Raw genomic sequence first — 25,558 nt, 5'->3', positions numbered from 1 at the left:
CACGCTGTTGAGTTTTCAATTCCGGCCTGCGCTCTCGCGACCGCCGGGCCACACAGTCTACAACGATCACCGAGGCGAAACTAATCCCGTTCCACGAGCGCGTCCTCGAGCGCGGCCAGCTCGGCCAGGCTCAGACCCGACGCCAGCAGGAACTGCCGCACCGAGCCGTGCTCGCGTTCCACGACGTCGATCGCCGATTCGAGCGCCTCGGCCGGGCTGCCTCCCATCAGCACCCTGAGCTGCGGGGAATCGGGAACACCGTACCGCCCGATCATGGCGATCATGGCCTCGAGCCACTCGCCGGCGAGGTTCGCCTCCGTGGCGGCGTAGTCCTCGACGACACTCCGGCGATCCACGCCGACCGCCAGTTGCGTCAGGGCAACCACCACGCCGGTGCGGTCCTTCCCCGCCGTGCAGTGCACGACCACGGCATCCTCTCCCGACGCTGCGATCGCCCGCAGCGCCTCGACCACGACGGAGACGTGATCGGTGAGGATGCGGGTGTACAGCCCGTCGAGGCCGCCGGCGGCGACTCCGCTTCCGCCGCCCTCGAACACGGGCAACTGGATGCGCCGCACGGCGAGGCCGTCGAGCGCGTCGGGCATGGCCGCCGACTCCTGCTCGTCGCGCAGGTCGATCACCAGCGCGACGCCGAGCTCGGCGAGCATGCGTCGCCCCTCGTCGTCGAGCGCGTGCAGTCCGTCGGAGCGGAAGAGCTTTCCCCGGCGCAGCAGTCCCGAATCGGCGGAGTAGCCGCCCGCGTCGCGGAAGTTGTATGTGCCCGGGATGCGGATGAGATCCCTCGTCGTCACTACTCCCCCAGATGCGCGCGACCGGAGATGGCGCGGTCGGCCTCGCGCTTGTCCTGGCGCTCACGCAGGGCCTGGCGCTTGTCGTAGTCCTTCTTGCCCTTGGCGACCGCGATCTGCACCTTCGCCCGGCCATCGGAGAAGTAGATCTGCAGCGGCACGAGGGTGTAGCCGCCCTCTTTGGTCTTGTGGCTGATCTTGACGATCTCGTGCTTGTGCAGCAGCAGCTTGCGCTTGCGCCGAGGCGGGTGGTTGGTCCACGTGCCCTGGCCGTACTCGGGAATGTGCACGGCATCCAGCCACATCTCGCCGCCGTCGATGTAGGCATAGCCGTCGACGAGCGAGGCACGCCCCGCGCGCAGCGACTTCACCTCGGTGCCGGTCAGCACGAGTCCCGCCTCGTAGGTGTCGCCGATGAGGTAGTCGTGCCGGGCTCGCCGATTCGTCGCCACGACGTTCTGTCCGCGTTCCCTGGGCATGGCCTCCTCCTTCGTCGTCGCGAACGAATGCCCGCCGGGTGGCGAGCAGCCTTTCAGTCTACGGTATTCCCGCGGACGGACGGCCCCGCTACACCTTGAGGTAGCGGGTGATCGCGAAGTTCGCCGAGAACGCCGCCAGTACCACGCCGACGGCCAGCAGGATGGGCGCGACGATGAGGGCGTCATCCGTTCCGACGAACGAGGTGAACTGCAGGCGCGTGGAGAGGTAGCCCTGGACGAAGAACCGCACGATCGCCCAGATGGCGCCGCCGGCCAGCAACGACCCGATGAGGGCCGCGAAGACGCCCTCGAGCACGAATGGCGTCTGGATGAACCTGTTCGAGGCGCCCACGAGTCGCATGATGCCCAGTTCCCTCCTTCGCGAGAAGGCGGAGAGCCGGATGGTCGTGGCGATCAGCAGGGCGGCCGCGACGAGCATCAGCACGGCAATGCCGATGGCCGTGAAGCTCGCCGCGTTGAGCACCGCGAAGATCTGGTCGAGGTAGCTGCGCTGGTCGACGACGTCTTCCACGCCGGCCATTCCGGCCAAGCTCTCCTGGATCACGTCGGACTGCGACGGGTCCTTCAGGTTCACCCAGTAGGTCTGGTTCAGCTGGTCGGGAGTGACGTAGTCGGCGACCGGGTTGCCCTTGAACTGCTCCTGGAAGTTGTCGAACGCCTGCTGATGGTCTTCGAAGTCGAACGACTTGATGAACGGCGAGAGGGTCGGCCCGTCGAGCTCGGCCTTCACCGCCTGGAGTTGATCGGCGGACGCCTCGCCCCCGACGCAGTTCTCGCCGGTGGAGATCGAGGTGCACATGTAGACCGCGACCTGGGCCCGGTCGTACCAGTAGCCCTTCATCTGGGCGATCTGCATCTGCATGAGGATGGCCGCGCCCACGAAGGTGAGCGAGATGAAGGTCACGAGCACCACGGAGACCACCATGGAGGCGTTGCGACGCAGGCCGTTGCCGGCCTCGGCGAGAACCAGTCCGAATCTCATCGGGTCGGCCCCACTTCCTGCTCGCCGGTCTCGTTGGTGCGCGCGCCCGGGGCGCGCAGGCCGAGCTTCTCGGCAAGGGTCAGCTGTTCGGGCACGTCGTCGGCGGCCCTGCTGACCGGCAGCACCGGCCGTGTCATCGTCGACGTCGGCGGTTCTTCGGGCACGATCGGCACGGATGCGGTGGCCGCCGCGGTGACCGCAGCCGCGGCATCCGTCACGTCGTCGGTCACCTCGGGCTCGACGTAGAGCGGGCGGGCGTTCTGCATGTACGTGGCGGGAACCTTGGGCCCCACCGCTCCGGTCGGGGAGGTCGGCGTGGCCGGCGCAGCCGGCGCGGTCGAGGCCGTCGGGGTCGGGGCCTCGTCGGAGGGAACCGCCACGGCGATCGATTCGGCCGGAGCCGGCACGGTCTGGATGGCCGTGGTGTAGCCGCCCTGACGTTCGTCGCGCACGATCTGGCCGGCCGAGAGCTCGACCACGCGACGCTTCATCTGGTCGACGATTCCTGCCTCGTGGGTCGCCATGACGATGGTCGTTCCGCCGGCGTTGATGCGTTCGAGCAGGGTCATGATGCCCGCGCTCGTGACGGGGTCGAGGTTTCCCGTCGGCTCGTCCGCGAGCAGGATCTGGGGCTTGTTGACGATGGCGCGCGCGATGGCGACGCGCTGCTGCTCACCGCCGGAGAGCTCATGGGGAAGGCGCTGGGCCTTGCCGTCGAGACCGACGAGGCGCAGCACGTCCGGCACCGCCTCCTGGATGAAGCCGCGGGACTTGCCGATGACCTGCAGGGTGAAGGCCACGTTGGAGTAGACGTTCTTGTTCGGCAGCAGGCGGAAGTCCTGGAACACGACGCCGAGGTTGCGCCGGAAGTAGGGCACCTTACGGCTCGAGATGGAGCCGAGGTTCTGGCCGAGCACGTGGATCTGGCCGCTGCTGGGCTTCTCCTCTTTGAGCATGAGGCGCAGGCAGCTGGACTTTCCCGATCCCGAGGCGCCGACGAGGAACACGAACTCGCCGCGCAGAATCTCAAGGTCGATCGCGGAGAGCGCCGGCCTGTTCGTGCCCGAGTATTTCTTGGTGACGTTGTCGAAGCGGATCATCGCAATCGAGCCTAAACAGCCGCTGCCCCGATCGCGCCAACGACTCACCGTTCACACAGCACCGGTGCGCCGCGATGCGCCGATCACTCGGTCTTCTGCTTGCGCCAACGGATGCCGGCACCGATAAAACCGTCGATGTCGCCGTCGAACACGTTCGACGGGTTGCCCACCTCGTAGTCGGTGCGCAGGTCTTTGACCATCTGGTACGGCGCGAGCACATAGGAACGCATCTGGTCGCCCCAGCTGGCGGTGATGACGCCGGCGAGTTCCTTCTTCTGCGCCGCCTCCGCCTCCTTCTGCAGCAGCAGCAGGCGGGACTGCAGCACCCGCATGGCGGCGGCGCGGTTCTGGATCTGGCTCTTCTCGTTCTGCATCGACACGACCGTGCCGGTGGGAAGGTGCGTGATGCGCACGGCGGAGTCGGTGGTGTTGACCGACTGGCCGCCGGGGCCGCTCGACCGGAAGACATCGACGCGGATGTCGTTCTCCGGGATCTCGACCTCGCCGGCCTCCTCCATGAGCGGGATCACCTCGACCGCCGCGAAGCTGGTCTGACGCTTGCCGGCCGCACCGAACGGGCTCATGCGCACGAGACGGTGGGTACCGGCCTCGACGCTCAGAGTGCCGAAGGCATACGGGGCGTCGACCTCGAAGGTCGCCGACTTGATGCCGGCCTCCTCGGCGTAAGAGGTGTCCATGACGGTGACCGGGTACTTATGCTTCTCTGCCCACCGCAGGTACATGCGGAACAGCATCTCGGCGAAGTCGGCGGCATCCACTCCCCCGGCTCCCGAACGGATGGTGACGACGGCCGGATAGGAATCCCACTCGCCGTCGAGGAGGGTCTGCACCTCGAGTTCGCCGATGACCTTCTGCAGGCTGGTCAACTCGGCGCGCGCCTCCTCGGCGCTCTCCTCGTCGCCGGCCTCGTTGGCCAGCTCTATGAGCACTTCGAGGTCATCGAGACGCGAGGCGACGCTGTTCATCTTGGCGAGCTCCGACTGCCGGTGGCTGAGCGCGCTCGTGACCCGCTGCGCGTTCACGGTGTCGTCCCACAGGTCGGGTGCGCCGGCCTCCTCGCTGAGGCGGCCGATCTCGGCGGTCAGTTCGTCGACATCCACGACGGCACGGATGTCGTCGAAGGTCGAACGCAGTTCGGCAATCTGGGCGGAGAGATCGAGGTCAATCATTTGGCCCCAGCCTACTTGGCCGCTGCCGGAAGGCGGTCGGCCCGGGCGTAGCCTAGAAAGCGATGTCGATGACCGAGCGCCCGTTCCGCCTGCGTTCGGTGGCCCTCGCCGCCTACCTGCCCACGCTGTTGTTCTCGATCGGCGAGGGCTGCATCATCCCCCTCATTCCTACGGTCGCCTCGAACCTCGGCGCCTCGCTGGCCCTGGCCGGCTTCATCGCCGCCATGATCATGCTCGGTGAACTCATCGGCGACATCCCGAGCGGCTGGCTGGTGAGCCGCATCGGAGAGCGCACGGCCATGATCGGCGGCGCCATACTGGCCATGATCGGCGTGTTCGTCTGCCTGCTCGCCGCGTCGCCGTGGGTGCTGGCCGCCGGCATCTTCCTCGTCGGCCTCGCCACCGCCGTCTTCGCGCTCGCGCGGCACGCCTTCATGACGAGCTACGTTCCGATGCGGTACCGCGCCCGCGCGCTTTCCACGCTCGGCGGCGTTTTCCGCGCCGGCTGGTTCGTGGGCCCGTTCGTGGCAGCCGGTCTGCTGCACCTGACCGGGCGTACGCAGGCGGTGTTCTGGGTCTTCATCGCCGCGTGCGTCGGCGTGATCGTGCTGCTGCTGCTCCTGCCCGATCCCGAGCGGATGTTCGGGACGGCGGAGCGTGTGACGGCCACCACCGGCGCGGTACGCACCCTCGGAGCCGAAGAGGCCGCGGAGGAGAGCCAAGGGCTCTTCAGTTCGATCCGGACTCACGCGGCCGTGCTCCTGCGTCTCGGCACCGGCGCAGCCCTGATCGCCGCTCTGCGGTCGTCGCGCACGGTCATCCTGCCGCTCTGGGCGCTCTCGATCGGCATGTCGGAGCGTGACACGGCGCTCGTCATCGGCGTCGCCGGAGCGGTGGACTTCGCGCTGTTCTACACGAGCGGGCAGGTCATGGACCGGTTCGGCCGCATCTGGGTGGCCGTCCCGTCGATGATCGGGCTCGGCCTCGGGCACATCGCCCTGGCCTTCACCCACGACGCCGGCCCCAACGTGCAGCTCTTCATCGCCATCGCGATCTTCCTCTCGGTCGCGAACGGCATCGGCAGCGGCATCCTCATGACACTCGGAGCCGACCTGGCGCCACCGGCTGATCCGGCGCCGTTCCTCGGAGCCTGGCGCTTCACCGGCGATGCCGGTGGTGCTGCGGCGCCGCTGCTCGTCGCCGCCCTGACGGCCGTCGCCTCCATCGCCGTGGCGAGCGGCGTCATGGGAGCACTGGGTCTGATCGGAGCGGCCCTGCTCGCCCGCTACCTCCCGCGCTACGCGCCGTCCCGCCGCCGTCGCCGCGTCAGCGGAACACCGAGCGGGCCGTCGAGTCCACCCGCAGCGTGATGCCCTCGGGCAGGAACAGCGAGAGCACGGGCGGGCGCCAGGATGCCGTGAGCGATACCGCCGCGGAATGACCGTCGGGAGTTCCCGCATCCGACAGCGCGAGGTCGCGCAACTGCTCGTGAGGCGCCGCGTCGAGGTACTCCTCGGCCGCGGCGCGCACCCGGTCACCCTCGAGACGGATGCGGAGCTCGCCGTCCGCAGCACTGACCTGACTGAGGTCGAAGGCCTCCGCGCCAGCCAATGCCGCTCCGTCCGCGAGCGTGAGCAGTCGTTTGCGCTCGATGTAGAGCGAGGTCGCGCCCGCGACGGCGATGATGACGAGCAGGGCGAGCACCATGAAGAAGATGACGAGCGGCAGCGTGGAACCGCGCTCGTCGTCGCGGAGCGCTCGAAGCCGATTCACCGGGCGGCTCCCCAGAAGCGCGACACCTGCTGCGTCGCCCGAGCCTGCACCGGAACGCTGACGACGTCGCGCATGGAGAGCACGTCGGGCACGAGCGGAAGCTCGACGCGCAGTCGGACGGTGACGGTCACGGAGTTGCGGCGGGTGAGGCAGCCGTTCTCATCGTCGTCGCAATCGATCGACACCGACGCGTCATCGCGGTCGACGCCGTGGTCGCCGAGCCCGACGAGAATCGCCCGCTCCAGTGCGTCACGAGCCGATGGCGCATCCGGGGACTGCACGTACACCCGCGCCGCCTGTCGCGCGGCCCCCTCGGCCGCCAGCGCGCCGGCCTGGATGGCGGCGAGCGCCAGCACGAGATAGACGAGCGGAACGAGCAGGATCAGGCCCACGGTCACGAACTCGAGGGAAGCCGACCCCGTGTCATCCGCCATCGAGCGTCTCGAGCGACGCATGCCCCACCACCTCCATCGCCCGATCGGGCCCGAACAGGCCGGCGAGCGGAAGCGGTGTGCGCACCCGCACTTCCGTACTGGCATGGCCGGCATAGTTCCCGTAGCGCGCCTCGATGTGGGCGGCGTAGTCGGGGCCCAAGGCGGTGGTGATGAGCTCGCGGGTGCGCTGGGCGCCCGCCGCCAATCCAGTGTCGGCGAGCGCCGCATAGCGGGCGCCCTCGGCCGCGGCATCCAGCACCGTGTTGCGGATGAGCAGGGCGAAACCGAGCTGCAGCACGGCCAGGGCGAGGGCGGTGAGAAGAGCCGAGACCATCACGAACTCGGCGACGGCCGACCCGGCCTCGTCGTCGAGTAGCTGCCGGAGGCGGCGCATCGCCTCAGAAGTTGGTGACGCGTTCGATGGCCTGCTGGAACACACCGGAGAGCGCGGGTCCGGCGAGCGCCCAGATCAGCACGACCAGTCCGGCCGTCATCAACGTGATGAGCACCCAGCCGGGCACGTCGCCGCGCTCCTGCCCTGCCCAGCCGTGCATTCGCACCCGAGCCCGATCCATCATCGCTCTCATGTCTGTTCCTCTCTCGTTGATCGGCTCTGCTCAGAACCCCGCCTGCAACACGAACAGCCCGGGGAAGATCGCGATCACCACGGTGATGGGCAAAATCAAGAACACCAGGGGAACGAGCATGGCGACCTCTTTGCGGCCGGCGGTCTCGAGCAGCCGATTCTTCGCGTCACTGCGCGCATCGCCGGCTTGGGCACGCAGCACGCCCGACAAAGGGGTGCCGCGTTCGAGCGCCGCCGTGATCTGATCGACGGCGCGGCTGAGCGCGGGCAGGCGAAGGGCGGAGGCGAGCTCATCCAGTGTCGTCGCAACCGGCACACCCGTACCGACGCGCGCCACGACCCCGCCGAACTCGGCGGCCAGTTCCCCTGAACCCGTGCGCGCCACCCGCCGCACGGCATCGAGGATGCTCTCCCCGGCCGAGAGGCTGAGGGTGAGGAACTCGAGAACGGTCGGCAGCTCCTCGGTGATGCGAGCGAGCCTGCGCTGCGCCGCGTTCCGGGCCACGAGGTCGCGCAGGGCGGCACCGAGGAGCGCGGCGATCACCGGAAGCGCCAGCTGGGCGACGGCGGGCAGTGTGCGAGCCGGTGCCGCGATGGCCACGACGGCGACCGCCGCCGCGAAGCCGACGAGCGCCCACACCACCTGCTCCGCACGGAACCTGTCGACGGAGAGCGACGAGCCTGCCTGGCGGAGACGAAGGGCCGCGGTCTCGGCGCCGCCGAAGAGCCAGGACAGCAGCGCGCGTCCTCCGGTCAGTACCGGCAGCGCAAGGGCGCCGATCACCGGCAAGGGGTCGGCGGTGCGGCGTCGCAGGTGGGCCCGAGCCTCTTCCGAGACGTCGACGAGGGCCGGAGCCACTCGATCCGCCAGGCGTGGCCGACCGAACCGCGGCACCGCGGCGAAGATCGACCAGAGACCCAGGCCGAGCAGGCATCCGAAGACCAGCGACCACGCCGAGGCCGCACTCACCGGAACCACCTCTGCTCCTCGGGCAGTCGGCCCACGCGGATCATCAAACGGTAGGCGAGGGCGGAGACGACGAGAGCGAGCAGGATGATGACTCCCCCGCTCGGTGAGTTATAGGCGGCGGCGCCCTCAGGTCGGGAGACGAGCAGGAGCAGTACGACCCAAGGCGCGACGACCCCGAGACGAGCGGCGCTCACGACCCAGGACTGACGGGCACGCAACTCGGCTCGTACGGCCGCGTCCTCCCGCAGGTAGGCGGCGAGTCCGCGCAGCACGTCCCCGAGGTCGCTTCCTCCCACCTCGCGCGCCATCCGCAAGGTCTCCACCAGCCGGTCTGCCACGGGATCGGCGAGCGCATCCTTGAGGTCATCGAGGCAATGGCCGAAGTCGCCCGTCGCCCGGTACTCCCGCTCGAAGTCGGTGAAGACGCTGCGCGTCGCCGCCGGGCCGGATCTTCCGAGGCTCGCGACGGCATCCGGCAATGCGAGCCCCGCGCGCACAGCCGCCACCAGATGGTCGACGACGTCGGGCCAGACCGTGCGATTGGCCGCACGTCGTCGACGAGCGCGCCAGGTGATGAGAAGGGAGGGCAGGGCGGCGCCGAGGACGAACACGACGGCAGCAAGGGCCATCACGTCGAACAGGGCGAGTGCCAACGCTGAGGTGAGCAGCCCGATGATGGCGCTTGCGGCGATGAATGCGGCCGGCGGCACCTGCCGCAGCCCGGCGAGGGCGAGCCGGGAGCGCAGCACCCCCGGGCGGCGGGATCGAGTGGCGGAACCGCGCTGCCCCGGCCACAACCACGGTGACGCGACCAGTAGTGCTCCCGCGCCGAGGCAGCACCCGAGCGCGATCACCGCGAGGCTCACGCGGCACCCCGGCTCAGCACGATCCGGGGATCCAGCCCGGCGGCGGAGAACTTCGCGAGCTTCGTCGGGTGCCCGCCCGCCGGCCGCAGCACGCCATCGCTGAGCTGGAAGATCGGGCTGGCTTCGATGACGGCGCCGCTCACGGTGCCACTCGGAGCCAGGATCTCGGTGACGCGACGAGCGCCCTGACGGTCGATCTCGCAGTGCACGACGATGTCGATGCACGAGGCGACGGTCGGCACCACGAAGGCGGCATCGATGTTGCGGCCGGCCAGCAGCGGCAGGGTGCACAGTTTCGAGAGGGCATCGCGCGCGCTGTTGGCGTGGATCGAGCACATGCCGGGAACGCCGCTGTTCAGGGCGATCAGCAGGTCGAGGCTCTCCGCCTCGCGCACCTCTCCGACCACGATGCGATCGGGGCGCATACGCAGCGCCTCCTTGATGAGGCGCCGCAGGGTGATCTCCCCGGTGCCCTCGATGCTCGGCTGGCGGCACTGCATGGCCACGACGTCACGGGCGGCGACGTCGAGTTCGAACGTCTCCTCCACGGTGACGATGCGCTCACTGCGGCGCGCTCCCGAGAGCAGCGCGCCGAGCAGCGTCGTCTTGCCCGCATGGGTGGGACCGGAGACGAGGATGTTCTGGTCGGCGAGAACGCACATCCGCAGGAACTCCGCCGCCTGCAGCGAGAGCGAGCCGAGATTGACGAGTTCGCCGAGGTCGCGCAGCCGTCGCGTGAACTTGCGGATGTTGACCGCCCAGTGCTTCTGGGTGATGTCGGGGATGACGACGTGCAGGCGGCTGCCATCGGGAAGCGAGGCGTCCACGAAGGGGCTCGAGAGGTCGACCCGCCGACCGGAGCTCTGCAGCATCCGCTCGACAAGGTCGCGCACGACGCGCTCGGTCAGCACGGTGGTGGTCAGTTCGGGCACTCCGGAGCGGGCGACGAAGACGCGGGAAGGACCGTTGATCCAGATCTCCTCGATGCCCGGGTCATCGAGGTAGGGCTGCAACGGACCGAAGCCCGTGAGGGCGGCGATGACCTCACGGGCGGCCTGCTCCTCATCGTGGATGAGGGGACCGGATGCGCCGAGCGCGTGCTCGACGTACGAACGCAACTCGGTGCGAACGTACCGCTCAGCGAGGGCGGCATCGCCGGCGAGGTCGACCCCGTCGCGACGCACGCGGGTGCGCACGTTCTCGGTGATCGTGCGAACCGCCTCGCTCATCCCGGCATCATGGCGCGGATGCGAGGGCACCCGCAGAAGTTATCCACACGCAGGACCGGGGGGCGTCGGCGGCCCTGACCTACACTGGTGAGGCACTTGCGGGAGTGGTGGAATTGGCAGACACGCAGGATTTAGGTTCCTGTGCTTCGGCGTGCGGGTTCAAGTCCCGCCTTCCGCACTGAAGAGGGGAGCCACCCACGGCGTTCGATCAGACGATCGCCACGTGGAGGGGCCTGCGGGCGCACCCTGCCCCGGCCCCTACGGGCACCGCTTGGACGGCTCCGACTTGTATGTGACGCCGGACTCTGGCATGGGAACCGACCACCACGGATGGCGGATCTGCGGCGGTACACCCACGAAGAACGTTCGACCACTAGCCTCAGCTCATGGCCTTCCCATTCCGCCAGCCCTGGTGGTACATCTCATCGCGCAACGCGATCAGCAGCATCATCACCTTCACCCTCATCGGCGCAGCCATGATCTTCAACATCAGCGACGCCGGACCTGGACCCACGGACGTTGGCTTGCTCGTTCTCTGTGTGCTCGGTCTAGGCGGTTCACTCGTGAGGTTGGCATTCAGCCGGAGACTTCGACGGGACGGGGATCAGCCAGCGTTGGACGGGTAGGCATCCGGACCTCCCCACCCCGGCCCCCCGGCGTCCTCGACTGGTGAGCCCACGATTCTCACTAGTAGGAACGCGACCCGAAGACAAGCAGGTCCGTCAGCCCAACGGTCAAAGCGGTCGCAGACGCGAGAACGATCAAGGCGGTCGCAGACGCGAGAAGGGCACCACCCAGAACGCGAAAGAGTTCTGCGGTCCCCGGACGCGGTTGCCAGCGGTGTCTGCCCAAGGCACTCCCGAGATCTTGACCCACCCCCTGCGATCTGGAGCGTTGACCGCCTTCCGCACTGAAGAACTCGGGTCAGGCGCAGTCCGCGTGGGATAGTGAGGCATGCCTTATCCGACCGACGATGACGCGCGCCGTCAGTGCCGCCCGGTGGGCTGACGGATGCTGCACGCCTCCGCGCTCGATTCGCAGCTGACCGACCTCATCGGCCAGGTGGGGGTCGTGCTCTTCTACCTCATCGTCTGGGCGCTCGTCTTCTCGGGAACGGCGCTGTTCGTGGGCGTCTTCATCCCCTTCATCACCGGCGACTCGCTGCTGTTCGCCTCCGGCATCCTCGCTGCCGTGCAGCCCGGCCTGAACATCTGGGTGCTCGCCCTGGGCACCGGGATCGCCGCCTTCGCGGGCGACCAGGTCGCGTTCCTGCTCGGCCGCCGCTACGGCCGTCCGTATCTCGACCGCCGCGGCGGCGCCCGCACGCAGAAGGCGATCGCTCGTACCGAGTGGTTCTACCGCACCTTCGGCTGGTGGTCCGTGGTCATCGCCCGCTTCGTGCCGTGGGGCCGCGTCTTCGTGCCCGTCATCGCGGGTGTGGGCCGTATGGCCTACCTGCGATTCGTCACCGCGAACCTCGTCGGCGCGCTCGCGTGGGGCGTGGGTATCACGGTCATCGGCTACTTCGCCGCATCCAATCCGCAGGTCAGGGTCGCCTCCTACGTGATCGCCGCCGTCGCCATCCTCGCCTCCGTCCTGGCCGGCATCCGCGCCTGGCGCATCGACCGTCGCGAACGCAGGGTCAGCCCTCAGGCTGCCGACGCCCCGTCACAGTAGACTGCGGGCCATGCACACCGCCCTCATCCCCTGGCTCGATCCCGAGGCCATCATCCACGGCGCCGGTCCGTGGGCGCTGCTGGTGATCTGCGCGATCATCTTCGCCGAGACCGGTCTGCTGATCGGCTTCCTGCTTCCGGGTGACACCCTGCTCGTCATCGCGGGCATCCTCACGTTCCAGGGATTCATCGGCGTCGACATCTGGTGGGTGTGCCTGGCGATCGGGTTCGCGGCCTTCCTCGGCGGCGAAGTCGGTTACCTCATCGGCCATCGCTTCGGCCCGCGCATCTTCGAGCGCAAGGAATCCGGTCTCTTCAGCGTGAAGAACGTGGAACGCACCAACGCGTTCTTCACGCGTTTCGGCGGGCTGGCCGTCATTCTCGCCCGCTTCGTGCCCATCGTGCGCACCTTCGCGCCGGTCGCGGCGGGTGTCGGCAGGATGAACTACCGGCGTTACTCCCTCTACAACCTCATCGGGGCCCTCATCTGGGGCGCCGGCGTGACGATGTTCGGCTGGCTGCTCGGGTTCATTCCCCCGGTGGCCGACTTCGTGAGCGAGTACATCGACATCATCCTCATCGGTGCGGTCGTCGTCACCCTCGTGCCCACCATCTGGCACTACATCCAGTCCTCGCGTGCTGCCAAGCGTTCCGCCGCCGCGTCAGCGGATGCGGCGACCACGGATGCGACGGAGGCCGAGCGCCTCGCCCTCGACCCCGAGGTGTTCCAACGCCGCCCCGAGCACAGCTGAGGCCTCCCGCTCACTGAGCGTGAGGTGCGCTGACCGCTCAGGCGTGGTGCGGGTGCTCGTGCGCCGCATGCTCCGCCGGCTCGAGCTGGAACGTGGAGTGCTCCACGTCGAAGTGCTGTGAGAGGCATTCGCTGAGCTCGTCGAGCAGGCATCCCGCCTGCTCCCCCGCGAGCGCCCTCGACTCCACCACGACATGGGCGCTGAACACGTGCGCTCCCGAGGTGATCGCCCACACGTGCACGTCGTGAACGTCGACGACGCCCTCGGTGCCCAGGATGTGGCGACGGATCTCGGCGACGCTCGTCTCGGGCGGCACCGACTGGCTGAGCACGCGCACCACATCGCGCAGCAGCACGACGGCACGCGGGATGATCATGGCCGCGATGAGCAGTGATGCGATCGCATCCGCGGGCAGGAACCCGGTGACGGCGATCACGAGCGCCGCGACGATGACGGCAAGCGATCCGACGAGGTCGCCGAACACCTCCAGCGCCGCTCCGCGCAGGTTCAGCGAGGTGCGATCGCCGCCACGCAACACGAGCATCGCGGCGATGTTGGCCGCCAGGCCCAACAGTCCCACGAGCAGCATCGTCGTGCTCTGCACGGCGACATCGCCCGAGGATGCGAGGCGGGGAATGGCCTCCAGGGTCACGCCGATGGCCACGCCGATGAGGATGAGCGCATTGATCAGTGCGCCGAAGACCTCGGCGCGACGATAGCCGTAGGTCTGCCGGTCGGTCGCCGGCCGGGCCGCGACGACCGCAGCCACGAGCGCCACGATGAGCCCGGTCAGGTCCGAGAGCATGTGACCGGCATCGGCCAGCAGCGCCAGCGATCCGCTCAGCAGGCCGCCGAGCACCTCGGCCACGAGCACGACGGCGACGATCCCGATGACGACGAGCAGTCGGGACCGGTCGGATGCGCCGTGCGCGTGATCGTGGGCCATGTCACTACAAGGGTAGGCGCGATTTCGCGCGCACGCCGCTGATGGGAATGAGTCCCGTTCTCAGGGCCAGCCGAGCCTCAGGCCAACCGTTGGAGCAGCGGGATGGCCGCGGCGAACGCACGCGCTCGGTGGCTGTGGGCGTTCTTCACCTCGGGAGCCAGTTCGGCCGCCGTGACCTCGAACCCGTCGGGTACGAAGAGCGGGTCGTAGCCGAATCCGCCCGAGCCGGCGGGCGCCTGAGTGAGGCGGCCGGGCCACTCCCCCGAGGCGACGGCCTCGAACGAGCGCCGGCTCTCGGCATCCGGTGCCACCACGGCGATCACGCAGCTGAAGTGCGCGCCACGATGAGCCGGCCGAACGTCGGCGAGCTGGGCGAGCAGCAGGCGGCGGTTGGCGTCGTCGACGTCGCCGTCGTTCACTCCCGACCAGCGGGCCGAGAAGATGCCGGGAGCACCGCCGAGGATGTCGACGCAGATGCCGGAGTCGTCGGCGAGTGCGGGCAGCCCCGTGTGCGCTGCCGCGGCGCGGGCCTTGATAAGGGCGTTCTGCTCGAAGGAGACGCCGTCTTCGACCGGGGCCGGGCCGTCATAGGGCAGCACCGTGAGCTGCGGCATCGCCGCACCCAGGATGCGCTGGAACTCCGCGACCTTGTGGGCGTTGTGCGTGGCGAGCACGACCTCGATGCTCATCGAGCGAGCTCGGCCGCCAGCGACTGGGCCTGGATCTCGCGCAGCGACGCACCCCCGGCGATGCCGAGGTCGAGCAGCTGGTCGAGCTCACGGCGGTCGAACGGTGCGCCCTCCGCGGTGCCCTGAACCTCGACGAAGAGCCCGCGCCCGGTGACGACGATGTTCATGTCGGTCTCGGCGCGCACGTCTTCGACGTAGGCGAGGTCGAGCATCGGCGTGCCGTCGATGATGCCGACGGAGACCGCCGACACGCTGTCGATGAGCGGCGTCGCCTTCTGGCCGATGAACTTGTGCTCACGACCCCATTCCAACGCGTCGGCGAGGGCGACGTACGCCCCGGTGATGGCGGCCGTGCGGGTGCCGCCGTCGGCCTGCAGCACGTCGCAGTCGATGACGATGGTGTTCTCCCCGAGCGCCTTCATGTCGACGATCGCCCGCAGGCTGCGCCCGATGAGCCGGCTGATCTCGTGGGTGCGGCCGCCGATGCGGCCCTTCACCGACTCGCGGTCCATGCGGGAGTTCGTCGAGCGCGGCAGCATGGCGTACTCGGCCGTCACCCAGCCCTTGCCCTTGCCGGTCATCCAGCGGGGAACGCCGTTGGTAAAGGATGCCGTGCACAGCACCTTGGTGCGCCCGAACGAGACGAGGGCGCTGCCCTCGGCCTGCTGGCTCCAGCCACGCTCGATGGTGACTTCGCGAAGCTGGTCTGGGGTGCGCCCGTCGGCGCGGGTGATCTCTGTCACGAGGTCGTCCTCACTGAATGGTGGCTGGTGCCGTGGTGGATGGTGCCGCTCATCGGATCACGTGCATGGTTCCGGTCTGCACGAGGTCGACGCTGTTGATCTCGGGACCCATCAGGCGATGGGCCAGGTCGAGGAAGGCCGCGGTGCTGTTGCCGGTGGCCTCGTAGTGATAGATCGGCGCACGACCGCTCGTGCGCTCCAGCCCCTGGCCGACGAGGGTGCGGTAGACGTCGCCGGCGGTCTCGGTGTCGCTCGAGACGAGCGTGACGGCATCGCCCATGACGTAGGAGATCGCGCCGCGCAGGAACGGGTAGTGCGTGCAGCCGAGCACGAGCGTGTCGACGCCGGCCTGTTTCAGGGGTGCGAGGTACTCCTCGGCGTAGGCGAGCACTTCTGCTCCGGTGGTCACCCCGGCCTCGACGAACTCGACGAAGCGGGGGCACGCAGCCGTGAACAGCGACAGGTCGGGGGCCGCCGCGAAGGCGTCTTCGTAGGCGCGGGAATTGATGGTTCCCACCGTGCCGATCACGCCGACACGGCGGTTGCGTGTCGAGGAGACCGCCCGTCGCACGGCCGGCTGGATGACCTCGATCACGGGAACGCTGTAGCGCTCGCGAGCATCGCGCAACATGGCCGCAGAGGCGGTGTTGCAGGCAATGACGAGCATCTTCACGCCCTGGTCGACGAGGTCGTCGAGAACGTCGAGCGCGTAGCCGCGCACGTCGGCGATCTTCTTCGGGCCGTACGGCGAGTGCTCGAGGTCCCCGATGTAGAGGATCGACTCGTTCGGCAGCTGGTCCTTCACCGCGCGGGCGACCGTGAGCCCGCCGACGCCGCTGTCGAAGATTCCAATCGGCGCATCCGTCACGTCGTGCAAGCTTAGTCGGCAGGTAGGGTGAAGCCGTGACCGCCAGCACCGCGTTCCTGACCGACCGCTACGAGCTCACCATGCTCGACGCCGCCCTGCGCAGCGGTACCGCCCACCGCGAGAGCATGTTCGAGGCTTTCGCCCGACGCCTGCCCACCGGCCGCCGCTACGGCGTCGTCGCGGGCACGGGCCGCCTCCTCGAGATGATCGAGCAGTTCCGGTTCGGGGATGCCGAGCTCGAGTGGCTGCGCGCAGCCAACGTGGTGAGCGGGCCGACGCTGGACTGGCTCGCGAACTACCGCTTCAGCGGCACCATCTGGGGATACCGCGAGGGCGAGGCGTACTTCCCCGGCTCACCGCTGCTCATCATCAACGCGAGCTTCGCCGAGGGAGTCATCCTCGAGACACTCATCCTCAGCGTGCTCAACTACGACTCCTCGGTCGCGAGCGCCGCCGCGCGCATGGTCTCCGTGGCGCTTGGCCGCCCCATCGCCGAGATGGGCTCCCGTCGCACGAGCGAGCGGGCCGCGATCGCCGCGGCACGCGCCGCCTACATCGCCGGCTTCACGGCCACGAGCAACCTCGAGGCCGGGCGCACGTGGGGAATCCCGACGATGGGCACCGCCGCCCACGCGTTCACGCTGCTGCACGACTCGGAGGAGGCGGCGTTCCGCGCCCAGGTGGCGGCCTTCGGCCCCGGGACGACGCTGCTCGTCGACACCTACGACATCGAGAAGGGCGTCGAGATGGCGGTGCGCGTGGCCGGTCCTCAACTGGGCGCCGTGCGCATCGACTCGGGCGACCTGCCGTCCATCGCCGGCGTGGTGCGCGAGCAGCTCGATCGGCTCGGAGCGGTGAACACCCGCATCACCGTGACGAGCGATCTCGACGAGTACGCCATCGGTTCGCTCTCCGGCTCCCCCGTCGACTCCTTCGGCGTGGGAACGTCGGTGGTGACCGGCTCCGGATCGCCGGCGGCGGGCATGGTCTACAAGCTCGTGGCGCGCCGCGACGACGCCGGCGAGTGGGTCTCGGTCGCCAAGTCGAGTCTCGACAAGGCGAGCGTCGGTGGCCGCAAGACCGCCGTGCGACGCATCGACTCCACCCGCACGGCGCGCGAGGAAGTCATCTATCTCGGCGACGGGCCCGAGGGCGAGCCGGAGGGCACCGGGGATGCCGCGCGCGAGCGTCCGCTGCAGGTCACGCTCATGCGCGACGGCGTGGCCGATCCGCGCTACCTCGGCCCGCAGGGCACCCTCGCCGCCCGCGAGCACCGGGCCGCCGTCATGCAGGAACTACCCATCGAGGCATTCCGGCTCGCGGCCGGCGAGGCGGCCATCCCGACCGTCTACCGCTGAGGCGACCGACCGCCGCTACTCCTCACGCAGGCGCTCGTAGATCTCCTTGCAGGTGGGGCAGACCGGGAACTTCTCGGGGTCGCGCCCCGGAGTCCACTTCTTACCGCACAGCGCCTTGACGGGCTTGCCCGTCAAGGCCGACTCGAGGATCTTCTCCTTCTTCACGTAGTGCGAGAAGCGCTCGTGATCTCCGGGCTCGACGTTCTCCTGGTTGAGCAGCTCCTCGAGCTCACGGTCGAGGGTGCTGGTGCCGCCTCCGGGCTGTCCCGGGTCGGCGATGCTCGCGTGGAAGGTGTCGCTCATCCGTTCATTCTAGGCCGGGCCCACTCCCTATCGCAGGGGGGTGGACTCAGGCCCGCACGGCCGACGCGAGGATCTCGGGCCCACGTCGCACGAACGTGACGCCTCCCCACCAGACGCCGAACACGAGGGCGATGACGCCGGTCGCGATGCCGTCGATGAAGGCGGCCAGATGCCAGTCGGGGTCGACGGTCATCGCCATCCAGGCGAAGAAGAGCGCCGGCACGGTCAGCACGATCGCGACGAAGAAGGTGAGCGACTGCACGGCCGCGGCTGCCGCCCCGGCCGACTGCGGCTGGGTGAACGGACTCTCGCCTGGCTTGGGCACCGGGTAGGGGAAGCGGGCCGAGGTGTAGCTTCCGCATCCGAGCCCCACGAGGAACAGGCTCGTGCACACCCCGATGAACGAGGGCAGGATGCTCCAGTCGCGATAGAGCAGCATGCTCACGATGGTGCCAACGGCGATGAGGGGAATGCCGAGCAACAGGGCCGGCACGAGGCGCCCGATGCGGTCGGCGACCCCGCTCACCCCCGAGGCCACGTGCAGCCAGACGGCGGTGGAGTCGTAGGCCACGTCGTTGTGCACGGTCCACCCGAGGAAGACGCACATGACGGGAACCGGTAGCAGCGCGAGCACGCCGCTCGGCACGTGTACGGCCGCGAGCGGAACGACGAGCAGCACGGGCAGCACGGGGATCATCACGAGCGACATCCAGTAGCGGGCGTCGCGCAGCCAGTAGGTGAGGGAACGCGCGGCGATCGCGCCGGTCGGGCCGGGAGGAACGCGATCGAACCAGCCGAGACCGGTGTACGCGTGCGCCTGGGCCTGCCGTCCCGGGGTGACCAGGGCGTGCGCCACGAGCCGCTGCCAGGCGAGCCACAGCAGGCCGAGGGTGAGGGCGGCGATCACGAGCTTCAGCAGGGCGGGGCCCACATTGCCGGCCGCGGCATCCGCGGGCACCGCCCAGAGCGCACCGAGGGGAGTCCAGGACAGCACGTCGCTCACACCGTGGAGCGTGCCCCGACCAGAACCCGCCCAGTCGACCTGCACCAGGAGCACTGCTATCGGCGAGATGAGCACGATGGCGATGATGCCGACGAACGCGCTCACCTCGCGCGCGCGTCGAGTGGCGAGGAAGATCGACGCCAATGACGTGCTCACCCGGGCGGCGAGTATGCACGTGGCCAGGGCGAGCACGGCGGCGACGAGCGCGAGGAGCGTCGAGAGCACGCCGCGCGACCAGGTGACCACGAAGCCCAGCAGCGCGACGCTCAGCACCAGGGCCGGAATGGAGACGAAGGCGGCGACGGCGAGGCCGAATGAGAGGTCGCGGTTCGAGACGCCGAAGAGGGCGAATCGGCGCGGGTCCATGCTGTCGTCCGAGCCGAAGAACAGTGGAACGATCACGAAACCGGCGAGCACGATCGCGCCGGCGAGCACGATCCCGTCGCGCAGCAGGCTGATGTCGGGGGCCAGCCGCAATCCGGCGAGCACGAGGAACGCGAGCACGGCGATGCCGAGGCCGTAGAGGATGCTGACGATGACCCCGACGACGTGCCACGGCCCTCGCCGGAACAGGTTGCCGAGTTGACGCAGCTTCAGTCCGAGAAGCTGTGCAACCATTCCATGCCCTCTGCAACCTTTCGCCCACCGGCGAGTTCGACGAATCGGTCCTCGAGGCGCACGCCCTGGCGCACCTCGTCGAGCGTGCCCGCCGCGAGCACGCGGCCCTGCACGATGATGGCGACGCTGTCGCACACCCGCTCGATCATGTCCATGCCGTGGCTGGAGAGCACGACGGTGCCTCCGGCGGCCACGTAGTTCTGCAGGATCTCGATGAGGTTGGCCGCCGAGACGGGATCGACCGCCTCGAACGGCTCGTCGAGCACGAGCAGTCGCGGCGAATGGATCATCGCGCATGCGAGGGCGATCTTCTTCGTCATACCCGCCGAGTAGTCGGCGACCAGCCGATTCACGGCCTCATCGAGTCCGAAGGCGCGCACGAGGTCGCCCGAGCGCCGCCGCACGGTGTCGGTGTCGAGCCCGCGGAGTACGCCGGAGTAATACAGCAGCTGAGCCCCGGTGAGGCGGTCGAACAGTCGCAGCCGATCGGGCAGCACTCCGGTGACGCGCTTGGCGTCCGTCGGTCGCTCCCAGACGTTGATGCCATGCACCGTGATGGCACCGGCATCCGGTCGAAGCAGCCCGGTCACCATCGAGAGCGTCGTGGTCTTGCCCGCACCGTTCGGGCCGACGATGCCGTAGAACGATCCGGTGCGCACGTCGAGATCGACGCCGGCCACGGCATGCGTGCTGCCGTAGCTCTTGCGCAGCCCCTGGATCGCGAGCACCACCGGTGCGGTCTCGGGCGGCGCCAGCCGGGCCGTCGTCAAGGGCCGGTCAGAAAGCGCCGCTGGGGGCACGATCACTGCCTCCGCGAGCAACTGGTCGAAGTCGGTGTCGGCGGGAAGGGCGGGAAGGATGCCGTCGGACTGGTCGTCGGCGACGCCGAGGTCCGCGAACACGTCGAAAGTGTCGCCCTCCCCGGCCTCGAGCGACGTGGCCTCGACCGGCTTCTCATCGATGGCCACGCTGTCGTCCGCCGCGAGCTCGACTGCTGTGTCGTTGCGGGATTCGACCTCCCCCTCGGCGGGGGTCGCCGTGAGGGCCGACGGCTCTTCGGTCTTCGGCCGCGCCGTGGCCGCGTCACGAACAGGCTTCTCTTGACCCGCGGCCCGCTCCGGGGAGTCGGAGGAATCCTCGACGGCCGTCGTGACCGCCACGGCGGTACCGCGCTTCGGCGCTCGCACCGGGCGCTGGGTCTTGGCGGTCGTCGCTCGCGCAGTGGGCGCCTTGACCGGTCGCGGGGCGCGCGTCGAAGTGGTCGCCGACGCGTCGGCGACACCCGTCTCAGCAGGCTCGGTGGCGTCGGCAGCATCCGTGTCGGCGGCGCCTGGAGTCGCGACGCGGGAGCTGGCGGGGCGTCTCACGGGCTTCTTCGCGCCGGTCGTCGTACGAGGCGACGCGGTTCCGGTCGACTTCGCGCTCTCTCGTGTGGCGCGCGCCTTGGCGCTCTCGCGCTCACGAACGGCGTTCGTCGCGGCGGCGGGGCGGGCCTTTGACGGCTGCACCGCATCATCCTCGGACACCGGTGACGCGTCGCGCCCCGCGGACGCATCGACGGCATCCCCTTGCTTGGGCGAGCGGACCGTTCCGCGAGAACGTACCGGTCGTACCGGGCGTACCGGCGTGGGCGCGCTCGCCTCGACCTCGGCGTCGATGTCGGCGTCGATGGGGTCGGGGAACTGCTGGACGGAGCTCACTGGGCCAACCTATCAACACACGGCGACGAGCCCAACGAGCGGCGTCTCTTTGCGTCGGGCACCTGGCTATTGGCCGTCCGATCGGCGCAAAGTCGCCCGGGAACCCTGAGAAAGCGCCCAACGAAGCATTACAATCCAGACACGGCGGCCGCAAGGGGTGTCCCCCGATTCGCGGTACACGGTACTCTGGGAAACGGCATAACGGGGTGTCTGTGTTGAATTCAGGGTGAACCGTAGACGAATTTCCGATGTTGGGGGCTTTTCGACGGCGTCATCCGGGTGCTTGAGGAGATTATCGTGACCACGCAGGTCGTCATTCTTGCCGCCGGCATGGGCAGCCGCCTCGGACGTTCGCTTCCGAAGCCGCTCACCGAGCTGAGCGACGGACGCACCATCATGCAGCAGCAGTTCGAAAACATCGACCACGCCTTCGGGCGCAATGCCAAGGTGACGATCGTCGTCGGCTACAAGCTCGAGCACATCATCGAGGCCTTCCCCGAGGCTTCGTTCGTCTACAACGAGCAGTACGACCAGACGAACACCTCCAAGAGCCTCCTCCGCGCACTCCAGGCTTCGCAGCAGGGCGGGGTGCTCTGGATGAACGGCGACGTCGTCTTCGACCCGGCCATCCTCGACCGCGCCGCCGCCATGATCGCGCGTGACCAGTCCTTCGTGACGGTGAACCGCGCCAAGGTCTCCGACGAAGAGGTCAAGTACACGACGAGCGCAGAGGGCTACATCAAGGAGCTCTCCAAGACGGTCAAGAACGGCCTGGGCGAGGCCGTCGGCATCAATTACATCTCGAGCCACGACAAGTCCACGCTCATCCGCTACCTCACCCGGGTGAACGACCAGGACTACTTCGAGCGCGGCATCGAACTCGCGATCGAGAAGGACCGCATCCTCGTCGAGCCGGTCGACATCTCCGACCTCTACGCCGTCGAGATCGACTTCGCCGAAGACCTCGAGCGCGCGAACCACTTCGTCTGATCGACGCTCCCCCGCGCCGCTGAACCGCGCCGCGTCTGTGCTCGCCTACGATGGACCGGTGAGTTCCTATGCCGTGGCGCGTCGGCAGCAATCGCCCGCACAGCGCTACCGGCATTCGCTCTGGCTGCTGACTCGTCGCGACCTTCGGGTGCGCTATTCCACGTCGGCCCTCGGGTACCTCTGGTCGATCCTGGACCCGCTGCTCATGTCGGCGATCTTCTGGTTCGTCTTCACCCAGGTGTTCCATCGCGGGAGCGGACTCGAGCCCTACATCGTGCTGCTGCTGAGCGCGCTGCTGCCCTGGACGTGGTTCAACGGCGCGGTCTCCGACTGCACGCGGGCGTTCCTGCGCGAGGCGAAGCTCATCCGCTCGACGATGATCCCGCGCTCCATCTGGGTCAACCGCCTCGTGCTCTCCAAGGGCATCGAATTCCTCGCCGCCCTGCCGGTGCTCGCCCTCTTCGCCATCTTCTCGGGCGCTAAGGTGAACATCGAGCTGGCCCTGTTCCCGCTCGCGGTGGTGCTTCAGGCGGTGCTCACCATCGGCATCGGCCTCATCGTCGCACCTCTGGTGGTGTTCTTCCGCGACCTGGAGCGGGCGATCAAGCTCATCCTGCGACTGCTGTTCTACGCATCGCCCATCGTCTACGGCCTCGGCGACCTCCCCGACGGATTCCGTTTCTGGGCGGCGTTCAATCCCCTCTCGGGCATCTTCAGCCTCTACCGCGCGGGGTTCTTCCCCTCTGAACTGAACTGGTTCGACGTCGGCGTCTCCGCCGTCATGTCGCTCGGCTTCCTCGCGCTCGGCATCTTCGTCTTCGGTCGGCTGGTGCGTTCCGTTCTGAAGGAGATCTGATGACGGCCCCCGCCATCGAGGTGAAGGATGTCGGCATCCGGTTCCGGCGCAATCGGAGAGGCCGTCGCACGTTCAAGGACCTCTTCGCCGGCCGCGAGCGGCGCTCGCGTCCGAACGAGTTCTGGGCCCTGCGCGGAGTGACCATCACCGTGAAGCAGGGCGAGGCGATCGGCGTCGTCGGCCGCAACGGGCAGGGCAAGTCCACACTGCTGAAGCTCGTCGCCGGAGTCATGATCCCCGACGAGGGAACGGTGAGCGTGCACGCCGGCGTCGCACCCCTCATCGAGATCACGGGCGGCTTCGTCGACGACCTCACCGTGCGCGACAACATCTACCTCACCGCAGGCCTGCACGGAATGACGCGGGCGATGATCGATGAGCGCTTCGACGACATGATCGGCTTCGCCGAGATCGGCGACTTTCTCGACACCCCCTACAAGCACCTCTCGAGCGGCATGAAGGTGCGCATCGCGTTCTCGGTCGTCTCGAGCCTCGAAGAACCGATCCTGCTGGTCGACGAGGTTCTCGCCGTCGGCGACAAGGCGTTCCGCGAGAAGTGCTATCGCCGCATCGAGGAGATGCTCGACGCTGGTCGCACCCTGTTCTTCGTCTCCCACAATGAACGCGACCTGCGGCGTTTCTGCTCACGCGGACTCTACCTCGACAAGGGCAAGCTCGTGCTCGACGGCCCCATCGACGCCGTGCTCGATCGCTACAACGAGGAACACGGCGTCGGCTGAGACCACCCGAAGCTCCCTACGCGCTCGCGCTCCGGGGGCCCGGCACGGCATCCGCTGAGGTCGGCGGGAGAAGTGCCGTCGCCCACGCGAAGCCGTCGGGGTCGGTGAACGGGCCGGCATCGCCGGTGACCTGGATGCGGTGCGAGCCGGTGCCCTCGACGGCGACGCCGGCGTCTTTGGCCAGGGCCTTGCGCCGGTAGAGCCCGAGGGTGATCGGGCTTCCCGGCATGGCGAAGTCGACGTAGCCGCCGAAGCTCTTTCCGACGGTGAATCCGTGCTCGACGTAGAAGCGCTTGCTGAGGGCCACGTCGTCGACGCCGAGCAGGAGCACGATGGAGTCCACGTGTCGTCGTGCGGGACCGGCGTCTCTCTTGGCCGACGTCGCGATCTTCCAGATGGCGCCGTCGGGCGCCTGCACGACGCCGCCGTAGCCCCAGAGCGACTTGGCGATCGGTTTCAGCTCCGTCGCGCCTGCGGCGATCGCACTCTCGGTGAATGCGCTCACGTCGGCGGGCTGAGAGGCGATGAGCGAGAGGGTGTATCCGCGGAACCCGCTCGAGGCGGGCTGTGCGGCGCAGAGGCGCACCCGCGATCCCAATCCGAAGGCGGCCGAGTAGAACTGCTCTGCGACGGCCGTGTCGGCGACGTCGAGGGTGATGTGGTCGATGGATGTCATACCGTCACGGTAGGTCGGGCCTGCCGGGAGGCGCTTCTTCGATCCTGCTCGATCCCGTTGCGTGCCACCGACGCGTGCGGCCGGTGCGTGCCGCCGCTATCCGCCGCCGAAATCGAGCCTGTCAAGCCCACCGTCGGCTCCGATGGCCCCACCTAGGATCGGAGCATGGCCCGTAAGACCATGGATGACCGCGTGTACGAACCGCCGACCGAGACCCCGGGTCCCGAGCTGCCCGGCGGCGTCGTGCGCACCATCGACTTCGGCCTCGGGGTGCAGCGTCCGGCGGTGCTCGCGCACCTGCGCAGCATCCGTCGACACCATCCCACCGCGACTCCGGCCGAACTCGTGCGCATCCTCGAGCGGCGCTACCTCGCCGCCGTGACCACCGGGGGCGCCGCCGTCGGTGCGACGGCCGTGATTCCCGGCGTGGGGACCGGGATCACCCTCGCGCTCTCGGCGGCCGAGACCGCGGGCTTTCTCGAGGCAACGGCGTTGTTCGCGCAGTCGGTCGCCGAGGTGCACGGCATCGCCGTCGCCGATCCGGAACGGGCGCGCGCCCTCATCATGACGATGATGCTCGGACGAGAAGGCACCGACCTCGTGCGCCAGCTCGCCGGCCAGGCCACAAGTGGCCGGCCGGGCCGCGCGGCGTACTGGGGCGAACTCGTCACAAACAGCATCCCGCGAGCGGTGGTCGGTCCGCTCGTGGACCGGCTGAAGTCGATGTTCATCCGGCGCTTCACCGTGGGCGCGGGTGCGAGCGTGATCTCCAAGGCCCTCCCCTTCGGCGTCGGCGCCGTCGTCGGTGGCGTCGGCAACCAGATCTTCGGACGGCGCGTCGTCGCGGCCGCTCGATTGGCCTTTGGAGCGGCGCCGCTCGTGCTGTCGGTCGAGCTCGAGCCGGCCGGTGAGGTGATCGTCGTGAAGCGGCCCGGCCACCTCGGGCGGGCGGTGCTGCGGCCCATCCGCCGCGGAGCGAGCGCCGTGGGCGGCACGGTTCGCAAGGCCCTGCCCGGCGGCCGTTCCTCGTCGACGGATGCCGCGCCCCCCGCCGACGAGGAGTTCCCGCTCCCCTGACGCCCGCGCCGTTGCGCCACTTCGGCGGCCCTTGCGCCAGTACAACTGGCGCAACGGCCCTGAACGTGGCGCAACGGCGGACGGAGCAGGCGGGGTGCGGCTCGCGGGCAGCCGCGGCGGCGCC

General features: G+C 68.8%; 28 protein-coding genes and 1 tRNA gene. 9 read left to right on the top strand and 20 right to left on the bottom strand.

The window, feature by feature from the left end; all coding sequences use genetic code 11:
- Positions 1–80: 80 nt before the first annotated feature.
- From WDJ51_RS09875 to prfB, 5 genes are all read right to left on the bottom strand, one after another.
- Positions 81–812, bottom strand: coding sequence for a tyrosine-protein phosphatase (locus tag WDJ51_RS09875; protein WP_337852287.1), 732 nt, complete (start codon positions 810–812; stop codon positions 81–83).
- On the bottom strand, positions 812–1,288 hold the full coding sequence (gene smpB / locus WDJ51_RS09870; protein WP_337852286.1) for an SsrA-binding protein SmpB: 477 nt from the start codon (positions 1,286–1,288) through the stop codon (positions 812–814). Before smpB ends, WDJ51_RS09875 begins: the two co-directional genes overlap by 1 nt.
- An 88-nt stretch (positions 1,289–1,376) precedes the next feature.
- Complete coding sequence (ftsX, locus tag WDJ51_RS09865; RefSeq protein ID WP_337852285.1) at positions 1,377–2,291, bottom strand: permease-like cell division protein FtsX; 915 nt, start codon at positions 2,289–2,291, stop codon at positions 1,377–1,379.
- On the bottom strand, positions 2,288–3,391 hold the full coding sequence (gene ftsE / locus WDJ51_RS09860) for a cell division ATP-binding protein FtsE (protein WP_337852284.1): 1,104 nt from the start codon (positions 3,389–3,391) through the stop codon (positions 2,288–2,290). The genes ftsX and ftsE overlap by 4 nt, the downstream gene beginning before the upstream one ends.
- Before the next feature lie 83 nt (positions 3,392–3,474).
- Positions 3,475–4,581, bottom strand: a complete 1,107-nt coding sequence (prfB, locus tag WDJ51_RS09855; RefSeq protein ID WP_337852283.1) for a peptide chain release factor 2 — start codon at positions 4,579–4,581, stop codon at positions 3,475–3,477.
- Between the two features lie 62 nt (positions 4,582–4,643).
- Between prfB and WDJ51_RS09850 the strand changes: the two genes are divergently transcribed.
- Complete coding sequence (locus WDJ51_RS09850) at positions 4,644–5,951, top strand: MFS transporter (protein WP_337852282.1); 1,308 nt, start codon at positions 4,644–4,646, stop codon at positions 5,949–5,951.
- On the opposite strand, the gene WDJ51_RS09845 is transcribed toward WDJ51_RS09850, so the two are convergent.
- The 7 genes from WDJ51_RS09845 to WDJ51_RS09815 are packed head-to-tail and all read right to left on the bottom strand — an operon-like array spanning position 5,908 to position 10,439.
- The gene (locus WDJ51_RS09845; RefSeq protein ID WP_337852281.1) at positions 5,908–6,354 is read right to left on the bottom strand and encodes a pilus assembly protein TadG-related protein; all 447 of its coding nucleotides are present in this window, start codon (positions 6,352–6,354) and stop codon (positions 5,908–5,910) included. The two genes, WDJ51_RS09850 and WDJ51_RS09845, sit on opposite strands and share 44 nt — an antisense overlap.
- Entirely contained in the window at positions 6,351–6,788 is a 438-nt protein-coding gene (locus WDJ51_RS09840) for a hypothetical protein (protein WP_337852280.1), read from the bottom strand. Before WDJ51_RS09840 ends, WDJ51_RS09845 begins: the two co-directional genes overlap by 4 nt.
- The gene (locus tag WDJ51_RS09835) at positions 6,778–7,182 is read right to left on the bottom strand and encodes a TadE/TadG family type IV pilus assembly protein (RefSeq protein WP_337852279.1); all 405 of its coding nucleotides are present in this window, start codon (positions 7,180–7,182) and stop codon (positions 6,778–6,780) included. Before WDJ51_RS09835 ends, WDJ51_RS09840 begins: the two co-directional genes overlap by 11 nt.
- A 4-nt stretch (positions 7,183–7,186) precedes the next feature.
- Positions 7,187–7,375 carry a hypothetical protein gene (locus WDJ51_RS09830; protein WP_337852278.1) on the bottom strand — a complete coding sequence of 63 codons (189 nt, stop codon included), beginning with the start codon at positions 7,373–7,375 and terminating at the stop codon, positions 7,187–7,189.
- Positions 7,376–7,405: 30 nt separating this feature from the next.
- On the bottom strand, positions 7,406–8,353 hold the full coding sequence (locus tag WDJ51_RS09825) for a type II secretion system F family protein (protein ID WP_337852277.1): 948 nt from the start codon (positions 8,351–8,353) through the stop codon (positions 7,406–7,408).
- On the bottom strand, positions 8,341–9,210 hold the full coding sequence (locus tag WDJ51_RS09820) for a type II secretion system F family protein (protein ID WP_337852276.1): 870 nt from the start codon (positions 9,208–9,210) through the stop codon (positions 8,341–8,343). Before WDJ51_RS09820 ends, WDJ51_RS09825 begins: the two co-directional genes overlap by 13 nt.
- Positions 9,207–10,439: a CpaF family protein gene (locus WDJ51_RS09815; RefSeq protein WP_337852275.1), complete on the bottom strand. Its 1,233-nt coding sequence runs from the start codon at positions 10,437–10,439 to the stop codon at positions 9,207–9,209. The genes WDJ51_RS09820 and WDJ51_RS09815 overlap by 4 nt, the downstream gene beginning before the upstream one ends.
- A gap of 98 nt (positions 10,440–10,537) precedes the next feature.
- Here WDJ51_RS09815 and WDJ51_RS09810 point away from each other — a divergent pair.
- The 3 genes from WDJ51_RS09810 (at position 10,538) to WDJ51_RS09800 (ending at position 12,867) form a co-directional block, all read left to right on the top strand.
- Positions 10,538–10,617 (top strand) — tRNA-Leu (locus WDJ51_RS09810).
- Positions 10,618–11,450: 833 nt separating this feature from the next.
- Positions 11,451–12,116 carry a DedA family protein gene (locus tag WDJ51_RS09805; RefSeq protein ID WP_337852274.1) on the top strand — a complete coding sequence of 222 codons (666 nt, stop codon included), beginning with the start codon at positions 11,451–11,453 and terminating at the stop codon, positions 12,114–12,116.
- 10 nt (positions 12,117–12,126) lie between these two features.
- Positions 12,127–12,867 carry a DedA family protein gene (locus WDJ51_RS09800; protein WP_337852273.1) on the top strand — a complete coding sequence of 247 codons (741 nt, stop codon included), beginning with the start codon at positions 12,127–12,129 and terminating at the stop codon, positions 12,865–12,867.
- A gap of 37 nt (positions 12,868–12,904) precedes the next feature.
- Here WDJ51_RS09800 and WDJ51_RS09795 read toward each other — a convergent pair whose 3' ends face one another.
- The 4 genes from WDJ51_RS09795 to murI all read right to left on the bottom strand — a co-directional run bounded on the left by WDJ51_RS09795 (position 12,905) and on the right by murI (position 16,113).
- Positions 12,905–13,813 (bottom strand): cation diffusion facilitator family transporter, encoded by a 909-nt coding sequence (locus WDJ51_RS09795; RefSeq protein ID WP_337852272.1) that lies wholly within the window; start codon positions 13,811–13,813, stop codon positions 12,905–12,907.
- A gap of 77 nt (positions 13,814–13,890) precedes the next feature.
- Positions 13,891–14,502, bottom strand: a complete 612-nt coding sequence (rdgB, locus tag WDJ51_RS09790) for an RdgB/HAM1 family non-canonical purine NTP pyrophosphatase (RefSeq protein WP_337852271.1) — start codon at positions 14,500–14,502, stop codon at positions 13,891–13,893.
- Complete coding sequence (gene rph, locus WDJ51_RS09785) at positions 14,499–15,245, bottom strand: ribonuclease PH (RefSeq protein WP_337852270.1); 747 nt, start codon at positions 15,243–15,245, stop codon at positions 14,499–14,501. The genes rdgB and rph overlap by 4 nt, the downstream gene beginning before the upstream one ends.
- A 49-nt stretch (positions 15,246–15,294) precedes the next feature.
- Complete coding sequence (gene murI, locus WDJ51_RS09780) at positions 15,295–16,113, bottom strand: glutamate racemase (RefSeq protein ID WP_337852269.1); 819 nt, start codon at positions 16,111–16,113, stop codon at positions 15,295–15,297.
- Positions 16,114–16,148: 35 nt separating this feature from the next.
- On the opposite strand from murI, the gene WDJ51_RS09775 reads away from it, so the two are divergent.
- Complete coding sequence (locus WDJ51_RS09775; protein WP_337852268.1) at positions 16,149–17,471, top strand: nicotinate phosphoribosyltransferase; 1,323 nt, start codon at positions 16,149–16,151, stop codon at positions 17,469–17,471.
- Between the two features lie 15 nt (positions 17,472–17,486).
- On the opposite strand, the gene WDJ51_RS09770 is transcribed toward WDJ51_RS09775, so the two are convergent.
- From WDJ51_RS09770 to WDJ51_RS15515, 3 genes are read right to left on the bottom strand one after another with little or no spacing between them, the layout of a single operon-like run.
- A complete protein-coding gene (locus WDJ51_RS09770; RefSeq protein WP_337852267.1) occupies positions 17,487–17,774 on the bottom strand; it encodes a DUF3039 domain-containing protein in 288 nt (95 codons plus the stop codon).
- A gap of 46 nt (positions 17,775–17,820) precedes the next feature.
- A complete protein-coding gene (locus WDJ51_RS09765) occupies positions 17,821–19,395 on the bottom strand; it encodes a hypothetical protein (RefSeq protein WP_337852266.1) in 1,575 nt (524 codons plus the stop codon).
- On the bottom strand, positions 19,371–20,165 hold the full coding sequence (locus tag WDJ51_RS15515; RefSeq protein WP_443218481.1) for an ABC transporter ATP-binding protein: 795 nt from the start codon (positions 20,163–20,165) through the stop codon (positions 19,371–19,373). Before WDJ51_RS15515 ends, WDJ51_RS09765 begins: the two co-directional genes overlap by 25 nt.
- 1,227 nt (positions 20,166–21,392) lie before the next feature.
- Between WDJ51_RS15515 and WDJ51_RS09755 the strand changes: the two genes are divergently transcribed.
- The 3 genes from WDJ51_RS09755 to WDJ51_RS09745 are packed head-to-tail and all read left to right on the top strand — an operon-like array spanning position 21,393 to position 23,681.
- Positions 21,393–22,085: a phosphocholine cytidylyltransferase family protein gene (locus WDJ51_RS09755; RefSeq protein ID WP_337852264.1), complete on the top strand. Its 693-nt coding sequence runs from the start codon at positions 21,393–21,395 to the stop codon at positions 22,083–22,085.
- A 58-nt stretch (positions 22,086–22,143) separates the two neighbouring features.
- A complete protein-coding gene (locus WDJ51_RS09750; RefSeq protein ID WP_337852263.1) occupies positions 22,144–22,941 on the top strand; it encodes an ABC transporter permease in 798 nt (265 codons plus the stop codon).
- Complete coding sequence (locus WDJ51_RS09745) at positions 22,941–23,681, top strand: ABC transporter ATP-binding protein (RefSeq protein WP_337852262.1); 741 nt, start codon at positions 22,941–22,943, stop codon at positions 23,679–23,681. The genes WDJ51_RS09750 and WDJ51_RS09745 overlap by 1 nt, the downstream gene beginning before the upstream one ends.
- 16 nt (positions 23,682–23,697) lie before the next feature.
- Here WDJ51_RS09745 and WDJ51_RS09740 read toward each other — a convergent pair whose 3' ends face one another.
- The gene (locus WDJ51_RS09740) at positions 23,698–24,357 is read right to left on the bottom strand and encodes a glyoxalase (protein WP_337852261.1); all 660 of its coding nucleotides are present in this window, start codon (positions 24,355–24,357) and stop codon (positions 23,698–23,700) included.
- Between the two features lie 165 nt (positions 24,358–24,522).
- On the opposite strand from WDJ51_RS09740, the gene WDJ51_RS09735 reads away from it, so the two are divergent.
- Positions 24,523–25,434, top strand: a complete 912-nt coding sequence (locus tag WDJ51_RS09735; RefSeq protein WP_337852260.1) for a hypothetical protein — start codon at positions 24,523–24,525, stop codon at positions 25,432–25,434.
- Positions 25,435–25,558 lie beyond the last annotated feature (124 nt).

The sequence above is a fragment of the Rathayibacter sp. YIM 133350 genome (genome assembly GCF_037404875.1).
In the GTDB taxonomy this organism is placed as follows: domain Bacteria; phylum Actinomycetota; class Actinomycetes; order Actinomycetales; family Microbacteriaceae; genus Orlajensenia.
Note: the sequence above shows the minus strand (reverse complement) of the source record. Positions and strands in the feature narration are given on the sequence as shown.